We start from the raw sequence: 15,388 nt of genomic DNA, 5'->3' as shown, positions 1-15,388 counted from the left end.
TCACAACCTACGTAGACGTAAGTTACGGTACCGTAGGTTCATGACCACGACCGCTTCTGAGAAGACGTCGCTCCCGGAGTCGATCAAGCCGCGGCTCCGCGGATGGCTGCACGCCGGGGCGCTGCCCGTCACGCTCGTCGCCGGTTTCGTCCTCGTGGCCCTGGGGCCGACCCTGCAGGCGCGGCTCGCCGCCGTGATCTACGCGATCACCTCGGGCCTGCTGTTCGGCATCTCGGCGACGTACCACCGGGGCAGACTCTCGCCGCGCCTGGAAGAGGTGCTGCGCCGGCTCGACCACGCCAACATCTATCTGATCATCGCGGGCACCTACACCCCGTTCGCGCTGCTCGCGCTGGACGGCTCCGCCCGGGTGGTGGTCCTGTCCGTGGTCTGGGCCGGGGCGGTCGCGGGCGTGCTGTTCCGGGTGCTGTGGACCCAGGCGCCCCGCTGGCTGTCCACGGCCCTCTACATCGCCCTCGGCTGGACGGCCGTCTTCGTGCTGCCCCAGCTCGCGGAGGGCGCGGGCGTGGCCGCGGTGGCGCTGATCTTCGTCGGCGGCGTCCTCTACACCGTCGGCGGCGTCGTGTACGGCCTGCGCCGCCCCGACCCCTCCCCCCGCTGGTTCGGGTTCCACGAGGTCTTCCACGCCTTCACCCTCGCCGCCTACCTGGTGCAGTACATCGCGGTCTCCCTGGTGGTCTACGGGGCGTCCTGAGCCGTGCGGGGTGCGGGGACGGGAAGAGTGAGGGTGACGTGGATGCCCCCGTGCTCCTCGTTCTCCATCCGCGCGACGCCCCCGTGCCACCGGACGATCTTCGAGGTGATGGCCAGGCCGATGCCCAGACCGGCGATGGCCTGCTCCTCGGCGTTCGAGGCGCGGTAGAAGTCCTCGAAGACGTGCTCCAGGTCCTCCACCCCGACGGCGATCCCGGTGTCGCGGATCTCCAGCGTGGGTACGGGGTCGCGGCTGACTGCGACGTCGATGGAGCCGCCGGGCGGAGTGAACTTGATCGCGTTGCTCAGCACGTGCCGCAGGGCGTGCTCCAGCCGTCCGGCGTCGACCCGCACCTGCGCCCCGGCCGGGGCGTCCAGGCGCAGGGAGTGCTCCCTGCCCTCGGCCTCCCCGGCGACGGCGTCGACCGCGCGCCGGGCGATGTCGGCCAGATCGGCCCGCCCCGGGGTGAACACGGCGGTCCCGGCGTTCAGGCTGGCCAGCAGCAGCAACTCGTCCAGCAGGTCCATCAGGTGCGTGGTGTTGCGCTCGACGACCTGCAGGAACCTGTCCCGGGTGAGCTCGTCCAGTCCTTCGTCCTCCTCCAGCAGGTGCAGGTAGCTGCGGATCGAGGTCATCGGGGTGCGCAGCTCGTGGTTGATCGTGCGCAGGAACTGCGCCTTGAGCTCCTGCACCTCGCGCAGGCTCCGGGTGACCCGCTCGGCCTCCCGGGCGTGGCCCCGCAACTCCAGCAGCATGGTGGCGTTGGCCGCCAGGACGCGCAGGACCTGGTGCTGCTCGGGCGTCAGCCGGCGCGGCCGGTGGTCGAACAGGCAGACGGTGCCCAGGGCGTGGCCCCGGCTGCTGATCATCGGCACGCCGACGTAGTAGCGCACGTGCGGCTCGCCGGCGACCAGGGGGTCCTCCTGGAAGCGCGGGTCGGTCAGCGCGTCGGTCACCTCCAGCAGCTCGCGGTCGAAGACGGTGTACGGGCAGAACCCGCTGTCGCGGTCCACGCCGCTCAGCGCGATGCCCACGCGGCCCTTGAAGTGCTGCCGCTTCCCGCCCACCAGGTTGACCAGCGCGATGGGGGCCCCGCAGATGCGCGCGGCCAGCGTGGCGACGGCCTGGAGCTCGGGCTCGAGGGCGGGGTTCAGCACCTGCAGGTCGTCCATCTCCTGCAGCCGCTCGGCCTCGTCGGCCGGTATCGGTGTCTCCGGCATCCGCAACGCGTCCAAAGTCTTCCGGGAACCCACTTCGAGGTCGTCCGTTCCGAGTCGTGCTCATCCGTGCTCGTCGGCGCCCGTCCGTGCCCGTGCGCCCGTACTCACCTGTCCATGCCCAGGCCGCGCCGGGTCTACCGGCGGGAAGCGGAGCCGGCGGCGGTCAGCCCGCGGCCGGGGCGAGGCGGCGGGCGGCGAGCTCGGCGTAGAGGGCGGCGCCGTCGGTCAGGACCCCGTCGTCGAAGCGGGCCTCGGGGGAGTGGTTGTAGGCGGCCCTGCGCGGGTCGAGGTCCGGCGGGCACGCGCCGAGGGCCACGAAGGCCGACGGGATCCGGTCGCACACGTAGGAGAAGTCCTCCGCGCCGGTGAACGGCTGCGGCGCCCGGGCGAACCGCTCCTCGCCGTAGACCTCGCGGACGGTCTCGCCGACGAAGTCGGCCTCGGCGCCGTCGTTGACCGTGACCGGGTAGCCCATCTCGAACACGGTCTCCGCCTCGAGTCCGTGCGCCGCGGCGATGCCTCCGACGAGGGTGACCGCCCGCTCCCGGACCCGCTCGTGGGAGGCGGCGGAGAACGACCGGATCGTCGCCTCGAACCTGGCCTCCTCGGGGATCACGTTGTCGACCGTGCCCGCGTGGAAGGAGCCGACGGTGACCACCACCGGGTCGAACACGTCGAAGCCGCGCGTCACCATCGACTGGAGCGCCAGGACCATCTCGCACGCGGCGGGGATCGGGTCCCTGGCCAGGTGCGGCGCCGAGCCGTGCCCCCCGGCGCCGCGCACGGTCACGACGAGCCGGTCGGCGGCCGCCATGATCGGCCCGGTCCTGGTGAGGAAGAGGCCGTTCGGGAGGACCGAGCTGATCACGTGCAGGGCGTAGGCGGCGACCGGCCACTCGCCGGACGCGTCGAGCACGCCCTCGTCGATCATGATCTTCGCGCCCCGGTGCCCCTCCTCGCCCGGCTGGAACATGAAGACCACGTTCCCGGCGAGCCGGTCGCGCCGGGCCGAGAGCAGGTGGGCGGCCCCGGCGAGCATGGTGGTGTGCAGGTCGTGGCCGCAGGCGTGCATCCGCCCGTCCAGCCGGGAGACCGCCTCCGCGGCGCCCCGCTCGGAGACGGGCAGGGCGTCCATGTCACCGCGGAGCAGCACGGTGGGGCCGGGCCGGTCGCCCCGGAGGACCGCGGTGACCGAGCTCAGGCCCTCGCCGAGCCGTATCTCCAGGGGGAGGCCCGACAGTGCGGTCAGCACCTTCTCCTGGGTCCGCGGCAGGTCGAGGCCGAGCTCGGGCTCCCGGTGCAGGGCGTGGCGGAGACGGACCAGCTCGTCCCGCATGTCGGCGGCGGATTCGCGAAGGGACACCGGGCACTCCTCCTGGACGGACGGGCTCTTCGAGGGCACCATAACCCGGAACCCGGCGCCCCGGGCGGAGGCGAGGTCCTCCCCGCCGGGGTTCGGAGGCGGCCGGTGTCACCGGACGGTCACCGCATAATCTTCACAAATATCGGAGATATTACGTAATATCTTCAAGTAAGAGGATCAATGCGGGGGAATCATCTGTCCAGCTCACCGTGGAGGGGACATGGACGTGCACGGCCGCCTCGCTCGCCACCTGCTCGTGGACGGTTACCGGCTGGTTCTCGATCTCGAACGGAGCCGCGGATCCCGGCTCGTCGACGCCCGGACCGGCCGCTCCTACCTGGACTTCTACACCTTCTTCGCGTCCGCGCCGCTCGGCGTGAACCCGTTCGGCGACGATCCGGAGTTCCTCGCCCTGCTCGGCCGGGTCGCCGCGAACAAACCCGCCAACTCCGACCTCTACACCGCTCACCTCGCCGACTTCGCCGAGACCTTCGCCCGCGTGCTCGGCGACCCCGAACTGCCCCACCTGTTCTTCGTCGAGGGCGGCGCACTGGCCGTGGAGAACGCCCTGAAGTGCGCCTTCGACTGGAAGTCGCGGCACAACGAGGCGAACGGCCGGCCCGCCGGGCTCGGCACGAAGGTGCTCCACCTCACCCGGGCCTTCCACGGCCGCAGCGGCTACACCCTCTCACTGACCAACACCGACCCGGTCAAGACCGACCGCTTCCCGACGTTCGGCTGGCCCCGCGTCGACGTGCCCGCCGTCCACTTCGGCGACGTCGAGGCCGCCGAGGAGCGGGCGCTGGCACAGGCCCGGGCCGCGTTCGAACGGCACCCGCACGACATCGCCTGCTTCATCGCCGAGCCGATCCAGGGCGAGGGCGGCGACAACCACATGCGCGCCGAGTTCCTCCAGGCGATGGAACGGCTCTGCCACACCCACGACGCGCTGTTCGTCCTGGACGAGGTGCAGACCGGGGGCGGCGCCACCGGCACCCCCTGGGCCTACCAGCAGCTCGGCCTGCGCCCCGACGTGGTCGCCTTCGCCAAGAAGGTCCAGGTCGGCGGGGTGATGGCGGGCCGCAGGGTGGACCTCGTGCCGGACAACGTGTTCCGGGTCAGCGGCCGGATCAACTCCACCTGGGGCGGCGGGCTGGTGGACATGGTCCGCTCCCGCCGCATCCTGGAGATCGTCGAGCGCGACGGCCTGATCCCGCGCGCGGGAGAACTGGGAGAGGAACTCCTGGCGATGCTCCTGAAGATCCAGGCGAAGTTCCCCGAGCGGGTCGGGAACGCCCGGGGCCGGGGTCTGATGTGCGCCTTCGACCTGCCCTCGGGGGCGGACCGGGACCGGGTGGTGGCCCGCCTGCGGGAGGACGAGGGGGTGCTCGTGCTGCCCTGCGGCGAGCGGTCGGTACGGCTCCGCCCGGCCCTCTCGGTGACCAGGGAGGAACTCCAGGAGGGCGCGGCCGCCATCGCCCGGGTCCTCGACCCGGTCCGCTAGCCGTCCGCCGCAGCGGCCCTCGGCCCGTCGGCACGGGCCCCGCCCCGCCCTCCGTCCGGACGGCCCGGTCCGGGTCCGGAGCGGTGGCGGGGCTACCGGGGCGGGTCCTCTCCGGGTTCACGGCGGGACGGCGCACCGGGACCCTCACGCCCCCGCCAGAGGCCGATCGCGGTCATCCGCGAGTCCGCGCCGAGCTTGGCGTAGATCCGGTTCACGTGGTTCTTGACGGTCTTCTCGCTGAGGAACAGGTGACGGGCGATCTGGCCGTTGGAGTGACCGTCCGCGATCAGCTCCATGACCTCGGCCTCGCGCCTGCTCAAGCCCGTCACGACTCCGGGTTCGGCGTTGAACCTTGCATCGTCGACTCTCATCCCGCCTCCGCGGAAGCAACACGGTCAGGTCGCCGAGGCCCCCGGTCTTACGGCGCAGCAGTAGCAGCGAGCATAACCCGTGATGTCCCTCTTTGGTGGGGAAGTTGAATCCTTGAGGGAAATGCAGAACGGCCGGTCCCGAAGGACCGGCCGTTCGCCTGGGGTGAGCGAGGGGACTTGAACCCCCGGCATCCAGGACCACAACCTGGCGCTCTGCCAACTGAGCTACGCCCACCATGTCCGTCGCCTCGCGGCGGCAGCACATGAAAAGTGTAGCGGTCTTTGGGAGTCGTCACGCACCCTGTTTTACGGCGACGCTGCGCGCCGCGGCTCGGGGGCCGGTGACCGCCGTCTTCCCTCGTCGCTCATCCGCTGCGCTCCTTCGCTCCTCAGTCCAGACGCCGGAGCCCCCTCGCGGGTTTTACGGCGACGCTGCGCGCCGCGGCTCGGGGGCCGGTGACCGCCGTCTTCCCTCGTCGCTCATCCGCTGCGCTCCTTCGCTCCTCAGTCCAGACGCCGGAGCCCCCTCGCGGGTTTCACGGCGACGCTGCGCGCCGCGGCTCGGGGGCCGGTGACCGCCGTCTTCCCTCGTCCCCGCGCCGAGGCTCAGGCGGGGGCGGAGGGCGGGGTGGAGACGCTCTCGGCGAGTTCGCGGGCGGTGGCGGAGTCGGGCCCGGGCTGGGGCACGAAGACCGCCGCGCGGTAGTAGCGGAGCTCGCGGATGCTCTCGACGATGTCGGCCAGCGCCCGATGGCCGCCCTGCTTCTCCGGGGAGGCGAAGTAGACCCGCGGGTACCACCGCCGGGCGAGCTCCTTCACCGAGGAGACGTCGATCATCCGGTAGTGCAGGAAGGCGTCCACCAGGGGCATGTCCCGCGCGATGAAGGACCTGTCCGTGGCGATGGAGTTGCCGCACAGCGGTGCCTTCTTCGGCTCCGGCACGTGGCCCTTGATGTAGTCGAGGACGAGCGCCTCGGCCTCGGCCAGCGTGACACCCCCGCCCAGCACGTCCAGCAGGCCCGAGGCGGTGTGCATCTCCCGCACCACCTCCGACATCTGCTCCAGCGACTCGGGCGGGGGCTTGATGACCACGTCGACGCCCTCGTCCAGCTGGTTGAGCTCGCCGTCGGTGACCACGCAGGCCACCTCGACGAGGGCGTCACGGCCGAGGTCGAGCCCGGTCATCTCACAGTCGATCCAGACCAGCAGGTCACTCATAACCTTCAGCGTAGTGCCCCCGCCTCAGGAGAGTTCGAGCGACTTGAGCACCCGGTCGGTCACCGAGGTGTCGAGGTTGTCCGGGATGGACATGTACAGCAGCGCGGGGCGCTTGCCCTCCCCCCGGTCCACGAGCACGAAGGTGGCCCGCTCGTGCTTCCAGTTCAAGTCGTTCTGCTCCGAGAGCTCGGTGAAGTCCAGGTCGAACGAGACCAGCCAGGCGTCCCTGCCGCTGACCTTGATGGCCTTGCGGTCGACGGGTTCGCGCTGGTGCTTCAGGCTGTAGAAGAGCGGCTCCAGCCCCAGCATGATCTGCGCCGTGACGGAGTCCATGCTCTTCGGCCCGTCGTAGGCGTACCGGGCGGGCAACTCCGCGGTGTAGATGGTGCCGAGCCAGTTGCCGCCCTGGCCGTTGAAGTTCTCGTGGGACACGGTCTCCGCCGCGCTGGTCCAGGTGAAGCCGAGCGCTCCCGAGGGGTTTCCGGTGGGCACCTGCCACTTGTCGCCGGGGAACTCGTAGGACAGACCGGTCACGGGGTCGGTGATGCGTCCGTTCTCCGGCTGGGGCAGGTTGCCGGAAGGGCTCTCCCGGGTCGGCGAGGGCTCGGGCGTCGACTCGGGAGTGGGCTCCTGTGTCGCGGTCGGCACGGGCGGGGGGGTGAAGCCGCTCGCGGCCGGCCTGCCGTCCGCATCGATCAGGAACATGGCGGCGACCACGATCCCGATGATCAGGACGACCACCCCGCCGCCGCCGAGGATCCACGGCCACGGGCTCTTCCCGCCCGGCTGCGGTCCGGGAGGCGCGCCGTAGGGCCCGCCGGGCCCGCCGTAGGGCCCGGCCGCCGGAGCGGCGGGTCCTCCGCCGTAGGGAGCGGCGGGGCCCCCGTACGGCCCGGCGGGCGCGGGTCCCCCGTACGGCCCGGCGGGCGCGGCGGGCGCGCCGTACGGTGCGCCGGGAGCGGGCGCGGCGGGTGCCGGTCCTCCGTACGGTCCGGCGCCCGCGGGTCCTCCGTACGGTCCGGCGTGCGCCGCGCCCTCCTGCTCCGCGGGGGGCATCCGGAGGGTGTCACCGGGAGAGGCGCTCCACTGGGGCTGCTCCATCTGAACCGTCATGCCGCTCTGCGCCGCCCCTTCCGGGGACGGGCCCGCCGGGTGTCCCTGGGCTCCCGGCTGTCCCTGGCGGGGTCCCTGCGGCGCCGAGGGCCCGGCCTGCCCGGCGGGCGGCGAGTCGAGCGGGTGCGTGGCGTCGGTCCACTGGCTGCCGTCCCACCACCGCAGCTGCGGTGAACCGTAGGGATCGGGATACCAGCCGGCGGGGGTCTGCGTGGTCATAGTGGTCAGAGTAGTAAGAATCCGGTATGCAGTGCATTGTGGACCTTGCGATGCTTCGTCAGCACCTGTAGGTGATGCTCGCCTTGTCGGAGATCTTCGCACCGTCCGGAACCGGCGAGACGACCTCCAGGGTGGCCGTTCCCCTGAAGGTCCCCTTGCCCTTCACCCGCCAGCGCAGGGGCACCACGTGTTCGGTCCTGCCGCCCGCCACCCGCTGGGCCTGCTCGATCGGCTCGTCCTTCCTGTCGCTCTGCCTCCACCGGTAGCGGACCTCTCCCGGGGAGCCGTTGGTGGTGAGCACGCCCCGGATGGTGACGGTCTCGCCGCACCGCTGCGTCTGCTTCGGCGCCAGCACCTCCACTCCGGTCACCGCCAGGGGGACGGACGGGCCCCGCAGCAGCCAGACCACCACCGCTCCCGCGACCATCAGCGCGAGGATCGCCGCGGAGAGCGCCGTACGGTACCGCCGGGCGGAGGACCGGGACGGCCGGGGTGCCCGCCCGGCGCCGGAGCCGAGCACGGTGGCCTGCCCGCTCCTTCCCTCCCGCCAGATCTGCGCGGCGGCCGTCTCCGCCGGCACCCCGGGACCGAACCGCACGGCGGCTCCGGTACGGCCGCCCTCCGGAACCTGGAGCAGCGTGACGACCTCTTCCTCGTCCCGGCCGGCCGGGAGCGGGACCGGAGCCGGATGCGCCGCCCGGGTGGGCTCGTCGTGCACGGACCACCGGTGCGCGGTCTCCGTCAGCCGGTCGCGGGCGGGGAACCCCGGGGGGAGCAGGTCGCGCCCGGCGAGCAGGGCGTCGCGGGCCGCCGCGAGGCCGTGGGTGCTGGCGGTCACCGCGGCCCGCTCGAACAACCCGGCCGCCCGGGGGGCGTCCACGGCCCAGTTCGCCGCCAGCCCGCGGGCGAGCGAGGCCCAGGCCGCGACGTCCCTGTCCGGGGCGGAGGGCCGCCCGTGCAGGGCGTCGGCCAGGCCGCGCTCGGCCAGCAGCACCGATCCGTCCGGGGCGATCACCACGGTGCCCGGATGCACCGCGCCGTGGGCGAGCCCCGCGGCGTGGACGGCCAGCAGCGTCTGCGCGGTCTCCGCCAGTACGGTGGCCGCCTCACTCGCACCGGGCCGCGGACCGCCGGGCGGCCGGGCCAGCAGGTCGGTCACGGTCGGGCTGACCGGTTCCCCGGTGAGCAGCCAGATCTCGTCCCGCGCGGTGATCAGGTCGGTGACCGGGACCAGCCCTGTCAGGCCGCCCTGGAGGAGCCTGCGATCGGCGACCACGGCCGCGACCAGCCGGTCCCGTGCCGCCGGGTCGGTGAACGGCCGGGCGTCGAACCTGAGCGCGCTCGCCGGCCGGCCGGCCGGGGCCACCGCCGAGTACCACGTCCCCAGCTCGCCGATCCACGTCCGGCCGGTCAGCCGGTGCCCGGCGAGTTCCATCTGCCCGTCGCTCAAGATCGTTTCCGTTCCGCCGTCGTCTCCGCTGCCGTCCCGTTCTCCCGCCGCCCCCATCAGTGTGAATGGAACGCCGGCACTCGTCACCGGTTCCGGGACGGGTGCCGTGCGACGGGGCACGGGGACGGTCAGCGCGGCGTCTCTTCTTCCGGGGAGGGCGAGGCCGGGGTGGAACCGCTCCCCCCGCTGGGCGTCGGGTCCGGCGAGGCCGGGGGCGGGGTGGAGGGGGCGGAGGTCTGGGGCGGCGCGGTCGTCGCCGGCGGCGGCGTGGACGCGGTCCTCGTCGGCCTGTCGTCGGAGACCGATTCCGGTCCGCCGGGTGCGGAGCCCTCGTCCTGCTCCTCCTCGGCGGGGGCGGCCGGTCGAGTCGTCGCCGGTGCGGGCTTCCTGGTGGGCGCCGCCGAGGGGGTGCGGCTGGGCGCGGCCGAGGAGGGCGCGGCGGGGGCGGTGCTGGGCGCGGCCGACGGAGGAGCGGTGGTCCCGGCCGGAGTGGGGGCCGGCGTCGACTCGGGCCCGTCCTCCGGTTCCGCCGGCTCCTCGGCCTCCTCGTCCTCCGGGGCCTCGACGGGGTCGGACGGGGGGTCGCTCGGAGCGGTGACCGAGCTCTGCGACCGCAGCACGGGGTCGTCCCCGGAACCGACCAGCACGACGGCCACCCCGGTGATCACCGCGATGCACGCGACGCCGATCGCGATCTTGACGCCCAGCCTGCCGAGCAGGGACTCGTCATCGCCGCCGAGGTCGGTCTCCGCCAGGGAGGTACCGGTCTCCGGGGTCTCCGGCTGGTCGGGGAACAGGCTCGCCAGCAGCCCCGCGAGCCCGGACAGGCGCCGGCGCCCGCGCTCCTGCCAGTCCGGCCCGTAGGCGTCGGCGGCGACGGCCTCCAGCTCGGTGAGGAAGGCGGTGGCGGTCGGCGGCCGGTCGGCGGGGTTCTTGGCCAGACCGCGCTCCACCAGCCCCTGCAGGGCGGGCGGGACCTCCTCGACGGGGGGCTCGAGGGTCTGGTGCTGCCGGGCCAGCGCGGCGGCGGTCTGCGCGCGGAAGGGCCGGGCGCCCGTCAGGCACTCGAAGAACACCACGGTGGCGGCGTAGACGTCGGTGGCGGGCGAGGCGGGCGCGCCGCTCCACTGCTCGGGCGCCATGTACGGCGGCGTGCCCGCGGGGGCGCCGCCGTCGCCGGAGGGGAGCGCGATGCCGAAGTCGACCAGCTTGCTCGTCCCGCCTGCGTCGACCATGACGTTCTCGGGCTTGAAGTCGCGGTGCACGATCCCCGCCCGGTGCGCGGCGGCGAGGCCCAGCAGCGAGCCCCTGAGCACCATGAGCGCGGCCTCGGGACCGGTCGGTCCCTCGGAGCGGAGGACGGCGCGCAGGGACACGCCGTCCACGAGCTCCATGACGATGGCCGCGCCCTCGCTGGTCTCCACGTAGTCGTACAGCCGGACGACGTTCGGGCCGTTCAGCCGGTGGAGCAGCCGCGCTTCGTGCCGGAAGCGCGCGGCGAAGCCCGCGTCGCCGCGGAGCTCGTCGGACAGATACTTGATCGCGACCAGCGTGCCCTCGGCGTCGTGCCGGGCCATCACCACGCGCCCGGCGGCGCCGGCGCCCAGCTCGCGGATCTCCGTGTAACCAGGGACACGCCAAGCCGATGGCATGCCGTACATAACGGTCTCCTCAGTTGCCGGGACCCCCACCCGTGAAAGAACGGACCGTAGCTTAGCCATGGAACAGCGCATTGCGCTGATAAATCACGAATTCATCTCATAAGAGCGGAGTGACCGGCGGTCATCCGGGCCGGCCCGGCTCCGTCCCGGTCTCCGCGGACGGCGCGGCGCTCTTCGTGCGGGGCGGGGCCGGCCGGGCCTCCGCGGGGGGTTTCGGCGACGGCTTCCGGGTCGCGGGCACCTTGAGCGTCGGCCGCACCGTGATCCGGACCGTGGGCTTCTTCGTGGCCTTGGCCGTCTGCTTCTGCGTGGCCCCGGGCGTCGTGCGGCCGGTCGTGGGCGTCGTGCGGCCGGCGGTGGGCCGCGGCGTCGGGGTGGGCTCGGCGGTCGGGGTGGGCCGGGCGCACGGGGCGGTCCTGCCGTTCACGCTGTCGGAGCGCCCCGACGGCAGCCCGGTCGCCACAACGCTCCATCCCGACCCGCAGGGCGCCTTCGGGAAGGCGAACCTGACCGTCCGCGTGTAGTCCGTCGCCCCGGCCAGGGCCACCGTCGTCTGCTGGAGGCTCCGGCCCACCCGGAAGACGACGCGCAGCCGCACCTGCCGGGTGTTCGCGGCCCCCACGGTGACCGAGGCGACGGCCGCGCCCCTGGCGTCGAGCGCGGCCCGTGCCACGTCCACCCGCCGGACCAGCGGCCTCGGGGCCGCGGCGGGCGTGGCGGTCGGAGTCGGCGTGGGGGTCGGTGCGGGCGTGGCGGTCGGGGTCGGGGTCGGGGTCGGGGTCGGGATGAGAGTGGCGGTGGCGGCGGGATCCGGGTCCGGCGCGGTCGTGGGGCCGCCGGTGGGGACGGTGGCGGTGGGCGGGCTCGCCGGTCCGCCGGTGGGCGGCTCCCCGGTCTCCGGCGGCGTCGTCGGGCCGGGCGGCGTCTCGGGCGCTCCGGAAGGGCTCCCGGGGGTGGCCGGAGTGCCGGAGGTGGGGGCGGGGGGAGAGGAGAGGATCTCCGGGCCCGGTGAGCCCGGGGCGCCGGACGGCGGCGCGGCGGCCACGACGTCGATCCGCTGCGGCTCCGGAGCCCGGTCGGCGGCCAGCACGTAGACGCTGACGCCGCCGGCGGCCAGCACCAGCCCGGCACCGACCGCGACCCCCGCCGACCTGCCGCGCAACGCGCCCAGCACGGTGCGGAACAGCGTGGTCTGGAACAGGGCGGTCCCGCTCTCCGAGCCGGGCGCGCGGAGCCGGAACAGCAGCGGGAGCAGCGCCGCCAGCGCGGCCAGCCGGGACCGCCCCCGCTCCTCCCAGTCCGCTCCGTACGCCGCCGTCGCCACGGCCTCCAGTTCGGCCACGAACCCCGCGGAGGAGGCCGGCCGCTCCCGCGGGTCCTTGGCCATGCCCCGGGCGACCAGGTCCCGGACCGGTCCGGGCACCTCCTCCACCGGGATCGGCGCGTGCGCGTGCTGGTGCATCAGCACGGCCCGGTCGCCCGCCCGGTACGGCCGGCGCCCGGTCAGGCACTCGAAGAACACCACGGTGGCGGCGTAGACGTCGGTGGCGGGCGAGGCGGGCGCGCCGGTCCACTGCTCGGGTGCCATGTACGGCGGCGTGCCCGCGGGAGCGTCCGCCTGCCCTGCGCGCACGGCGATGCCGAAGTCCACCAGCTTGCTGGCGCCGTCCGCCTGGACGAGGACGTTCTCCGGCTTGTAGTCCCGGTGCACCAGGCCGCTCCCGTGCGCCGCGGCCAGTCCCAGCAGCGAGCCCTTGAGCACGACGAGGGCGGCCTCGGGACCGGTCGCGCCGTGCTCGCGCAGCAGCTCGCGCAGGGAGACCGCGTCGACGGCCTCCATCACGATCGCGGCGTTCCCGGCCTCCTCGACGTACTCGTAGAGCCGGGTCACGTTGGGGTCGGCCAGCTCCACCAGGAGCCGTGCCTCGTCGCGGAACCGGGCGAGGAAGCCGGGGTCGTCCCGGAGGGACTCCGACAGGTACTTGATCGCGACGTGCACGCCCGACTCGTCGTGCCGGGCGAGCACCACCCGGCCTCCACCGCCCGCGCCGAGCTCGCGCAGCTCGGTGTAGCCGGGCACGCTCCATCCGCCGGCGGCCATGGCGCTCTCCAGTCGGTTCGGGGTGAGGCTCCTTCGATGATCCTCTGATGAGACGTCTGGGCCCGGTATCCGGTTTGCCGGAACAGCCTTACCCGATGGTTATGTTTCGTGAGGCGATATGTCCGGGCACGGGCAGGTCCGCCGTCAGGGCGGGATCCGGCTCGGGCTCGCCCCACGTCGTGCGGAGCGGCAGGACCCCGGCCCAGATCGGCAGCCCGTAGTCCTCCTCGTCGTCCACCGGCGGCCCCTGCCGGATCTTCACCGAGGCCTCGGCGAGCGAGAGGGCGAGCACGGCCGTCGCGGCGAGCTCCTTGCGGGTCGGCGGGCGCACGGCGTCCCACTGGCCGGGGGCGAGCTGCTCGGTGATCGCACGCAGTCCGGCCAGGTGCTCGTCGGGATCGGTCACGAGGCGGGGGGTGCCGTAGACCATGGCCGAGCGGTAGTTGACCGAGTGGTGGAAGGCCGAGCGGGCCAGCACGATGCCGTCCAGGTGGGTGACGGTGACGCAGACCTCGCCTCCGTCGCCGCCGGCCCGCAGGGAGGTGGCGCCGGTGGAACCGTGCAGGTAGAGGGTGTCGCCGATGCGGCCGTAACCGGTGGGCACCACCATCGGGACGCCGCGGGCCACCACGCCCAGGTGGCAGACGAGCCCGGCGTCCAGCACGGCGTACAGGTCGGCGCGGTCGGTGCGGGCCCGCTCCCGGGAACGGCCGAGGACGGTCCGGGGGGTCGCCGAGAGCGGCGGGGCGGACGGTGAGGCCACTGAGGCCACTGAGGCCACTGAGGCCACTGAGGAAGCCGGGGAAGCCGGGGACGGGGTGGGCGGCGAGGAGGGTGAGGACATGGTCCTAACCTAGACAGGGAGTGGACACCGGGAACACGTCCACTTCCCGCCTGATCCGGGAGACCACTTTGCCCCCCATCCCCGTCGACCTGCCTCTCGCGGTGGACCGCGCCGCCCCGGTCTCCCTCACCGTCCAGCTCGGCGACCGGTTGCGCGCCGCCATCCGCGGCGGGACCCTCAAGCCCGGTGAGCGGCTGCCCTCGACCCGCGCGCTGGCCCGCCAGCTCGCCGTCAGCCGCACCGTCGTCACCGAGGCCTACCAGCAGCTCTACGCCGAGGGCTGGATCGAGGGCCGCCACGGCTCCGGCACCTACGTGGCCGACCTGGACCTCTCCTGGCGCGGACCCGCGCACGGCTCCGGTCCCGCGCACGGTTCCGGAGCGGCCCGCACCGCGGGAACCGCCCCCGCCGCGGGCCCGGGCGGGCCGTCCGCCGCGCCCGCCGTACCCGGGGGCCCCGCGGCGGAGCCGGCCGGTGCGACGCGGGGGAGGCCCGTGACGCGCCGCGCGGGCGCGGCGACGGCTCCGGACGGCGGGCCACTGATCGATCTGCGGCCGGGACGGCCGTGGGTGCGGGACTACGACGAGGCGGCGTGGCGGCGGGCGTGGCGGCAGGCCGCCGACCTGCCGCCGGGGGACGACCCCGACCCCTACGGCCTGCCGCGGCTGCGGGAGGCGCTGGCCGTGCACCTGCGCAGGACCAGGGGCGTCCCGGCGGGCCCGGAGAACGTCATGGTCACCCGCGGCACCGGCAACGGCCTCGACCTGCTCGCGGCCACCGTCCTGCGCCCCGGCGACCGGGCGGGCGTCGAGGACCCCGGCTGGCGGAGGGCGCGGACGATCCTCCGGGCGCGGGGCGCCGAGCTCGTCCCCTGCCCGGTGGACGCCGACGGGGTGCTCGTCGACGGACTGCCGGAGGACCTCGGCCTGCTGTACACCACGCCCGCCCACCAGTACCCCCTCGGCGGGCGCCTGCCCATCGCACGCCGGGAGCGCCTGCTCGCCTGGGCCCGCCGCGGCGGCGCGCTCGTCGTGGAGGACGACTACGACGCCGAGTTCCGCTACGACGTCGCCCCGCTGCCCGCCCTGTACGGCCTCGACCCCGGGCGGGTGGTGCTGCTCGGCACCCTGTCGAAGTCCCTGTCCCCGGACATCGGGGTCGGCTGGCTGGTCGCCTCCCCCGGCCTGCTCGACGCCGTCGCCCGGACCCGCGAGGACCTGACCGACCGCACCGGGGGACCGGCCCAGCAGGCGGTGGCCGTACTGCTGGAGCGGGGCGACCTGGACCGGCACCTGCGCCGCATGCGGCTGGAGTACGCCCGGCGGCGGGCCGCGCTCGTGGCGGCGCTCGGCTCCCGGGTGACGGGGGACACCGCGGGCCTGCACGTCATGGTCGGGCTCCCGGAGCACCGGGTCGGCCCCCTCGTCGAGGCGGCCCGCGCCCGCGGCGTCCTGCTCGACACCACCGACCGCCACCACCACGGGCCGCCCGGCCGGCACGGCCTGGTGATCGGGTACGGCTCGGCCTCGCTCGCCCAGGTGCGGGCCGGCGCCGCGATCCTGGCCCGGTTGCTGGGGCCGGGACTGGCGGACGGTGCAGAATAACGTTC

General features: G+C 74.1%; 12 protein-coding genes and 1 tRNA gene. 3 read left to right on the top strand and 10 right to left on the bottom strand.

Annotated features, from left to right (window positions below):
* Positions 1-40 precede the first annotated feature (40 nt).
* A complete protein-coding gene (gene trhA / locus IEZ06_RS17510) occupies positions 41-715 on the top strand; it encodes a PAQR family membrane homeostasis protein TrhA (protein WP_189237773.1) in 675 nt (224 codons plus the stop codon).
* Here the strand turns inward: trhA and IEZ06_RS17505 are convergent.
* The gene (locus tag IEZ06_RS17505) at positions 700-1,935 is read right to left on the bottom strand and encodes a GAF domain-containing sensor histidine kinase (RefSeq protein ID WP_189237772.1); all 1,236 of its coding nucleotides are present in this window, start codon (positions 1,933-1,935) and stop codon (positions 700-702) included. The genes trhA and IEZ06_RS17505 overlap by 16 nt on opposite strands.
* Before the next feature lie 163 nt (positions 1,936-2,098).
* Positions 2,099-3,298 (bottom strand): M20 metallopeptidase family protein, encoded by a 1,200-nt coding sequence (locus tag IEZ06_RS17500; protein WP_189237771.1) that lies wholly within the window; start codon positions 3,296-3,298, stop codon positions 2,099-2,101.
* A gap of 220 nt (positions 3,299-3,518) precedes the next feature.
* Between IEZ06_RS17500 and lat the strand changes: the two genes are divergently transcribed.
* Complete coding sequence (gene lat / locus IEZ06_RS17495; RefSeq protein WP_189237770.1) at positions 3,519-4,802, top strand: L-lysine 6-transaminase; 1,284 nt, start codon at positions 3,519-3,521, stop codon at positions 4,800-4,802.
* A gap of 92 nt (positions 4,803-4,894) precedes the next feature.
* Here lat and IEZ06_RS17490 read toward each other — a convergent pair whose 3' ends face one another.
* The 8 genes from IEZ06_RS17490 to IEZ06_RS17455 form a co-directional block, all read right to left on the bottom strand.
* A complete protein-coding gene (locus tag IEZ06_RS17490; protein WP_189237769.1) occupies positions 4,895-5,173 on the bottom strand; it encodes a helix-turn-helix domain-containing protein in 279 nt (92 codons plus the stop codon).
* A 159-nt stretch (positions 5,174-5,332) separates the two neighbouring features.
* Positions 5,333-5,408: transfer RNA gene (locus tag IEZ06_RS17485), tRNA-His, on the bottom strand.
* A gap of 371 nt (positions 5,409-5,779) precedes the next feature.
* A complete protein-coding gene (orn, locus tag IEZ06_RS17480; protein WP_189237768.1) occupies positions 5,780-6,391 on the bottom strand; it encodes an oligoribonuclease in 612 nt (203 codons plus the stop codon).
* Between the two features lie 24 nt (positions 6,392-6,415).
* Positions 6,416-7,723 carry a DUF2510 domain-containing protein gene (locus IEZ06_RS17475; protein ID WP_189237767.1) on the bottom strand — a complete coding sequence of 436 codons (1,308 nt, stop codon included), beginning with the start codon at positions 7,721-7,723 and terminating at the stop codon, positions 6,416-6,418.
* 58 nt (positions 7,724-7,781) lie between these two features.
* Positions 7,782-9,173 carry a protein kinase family protein gene (locus tag IEZ06_RS17470; protein ID WP_189237766.1) on the bottom strand — a complete coding sequence of 464 codons (1,392 nt, stop codon included), beginning with the start codon at positions 9,171-9,173 and terminating at the stop codon, positions 7,782-7,784.
* Positions 9,174-9,301: 128 nt separating this feature from the next.
* A complete protein-coding gene (locus IEZ06_RS37210) occupies positions 9,302-10,834 on the bottom strand; it encodes a serine/threonine-protein kinase (protein WP_203871981.1) in 1,533 nt (510 codons plus the stop codon).
* A gap of 121 nt (positions 10,835-10,955) precedes the next feature.
* The gene (locus tag IEZ06_RS17460; RefSeq protein ID WP_189237765.1) at positions 10,956-12,935 is read right to left on the bottom strand and encodes a serine/threonine-protein kinase; all 1,980 of its coding nucleotides are present in this window, start codon (positions 12,933-12,935) and stop codon (positions 10,956-10,958) included.
* An 88-nt stretch (positions 12,936-13,023) separates the two neighbouring features.
* On the bottom strand, positions 13,024-13,698 hold the full coding sequence (locus IEZ06_RS17455; RefSeq protein ID WP_229798281.1) for a pyridoxamine 5'-phosphate oxidase family protein: 675 nt from the start codon (positions 13,696-13,698) through the stop codon (positions 13,024-13,026).
* A 149-nt stretch (positions 13,699-13,847) separates the two neighbouring features.
* On the opposite strand from IEZ06_RS17455, the gene IEZ06_RS17450 reads away from it, so the two are divergent.
* Complete coding sequence (locus IEZ06_RS17450; protein ID WP_189237763.1) at positions 13,848-15,383, top strand: aminotransferase-like domain-containing protein; 1,536 nt, start codon at positions 13,848-13,850, stop codon at positions 15,381-15,383.
* Positions 15,384-15,388 lie beyond the last annotated feature (5 nt).

The organism is Planomonospora antibiotica (assembly GCF_014647955.1).
Classification (GTDB): Bacteria; Actinomycetota; Actinomycetes; order Streptosporangiales; family Streptosporangiaceae; genus Planomonospora; species Planomonospora parontospora.
Note: the sequence above shows the minus strand (reverse complement) of the source record. Positions and strands in the feature narration are given on the sequence as shown.

Excerpts from the sequence above, each read along its gene's own strand:
- trhA (WP_189237773.1), top strand. The coding sequence starts at position 41 with ATGACCACGACCGCTTCTGAGAAGACGTCGCTCCCGGAGTCGATCAAG.
- IEZ06_RS17505 (WP_189237772.1), bottom strand. The coding sequence starts at position 1,935 with ATGCCGGAGACACCGATACCGGCCGACGAGGCCGAGCGGCTGCAGGAG.
- lat (WP_189237770.1), top strand. The coding sequence starts at position 3,519 with ATGGACGTGCACGGCCGCCTCGCTCGCCACCTGCTCGTGGACGGTTAC.
- IEZ06_RS17490 (WP_189237769.1), bottom strand. The coding sequence starts at position 5,173 with ATGAGAGTCGACGATGCAAGGTTCAACGCCGAACCCGGAGTCGTGACG.
- orn (WP_189237768.1), bottom strand. The coding sequence starts at position 6,391 with ATGAGTGACCTGCTGGTCTGGATCGACTGTGAGATGACCGGGCTCGAC.
- IEZ06_RS17475 (WP_189237767.1), bottom strand. The coding sequence starts at position 7,723 with ATGACCACGCAGACCCCCGCCGGCTGGTATCCCGATCCCTACGGTTCA.
- IEZ06_RS37210 (WP_203871981.1), bottom strand. The coding sequence starts at position 10,834 with ATGTACGGCATGCCATCGGCTTGGCGTGTCCCTGGTTACACGGAGATC.
- IEZ06_RS17460 (WP_189237765.1), bottom strand. The coding sequence starts at position 12,935 with ATGGCCGCCGGCGGATGGAGCGTGCCCGGCTACACCGAGCTGCGCGAG.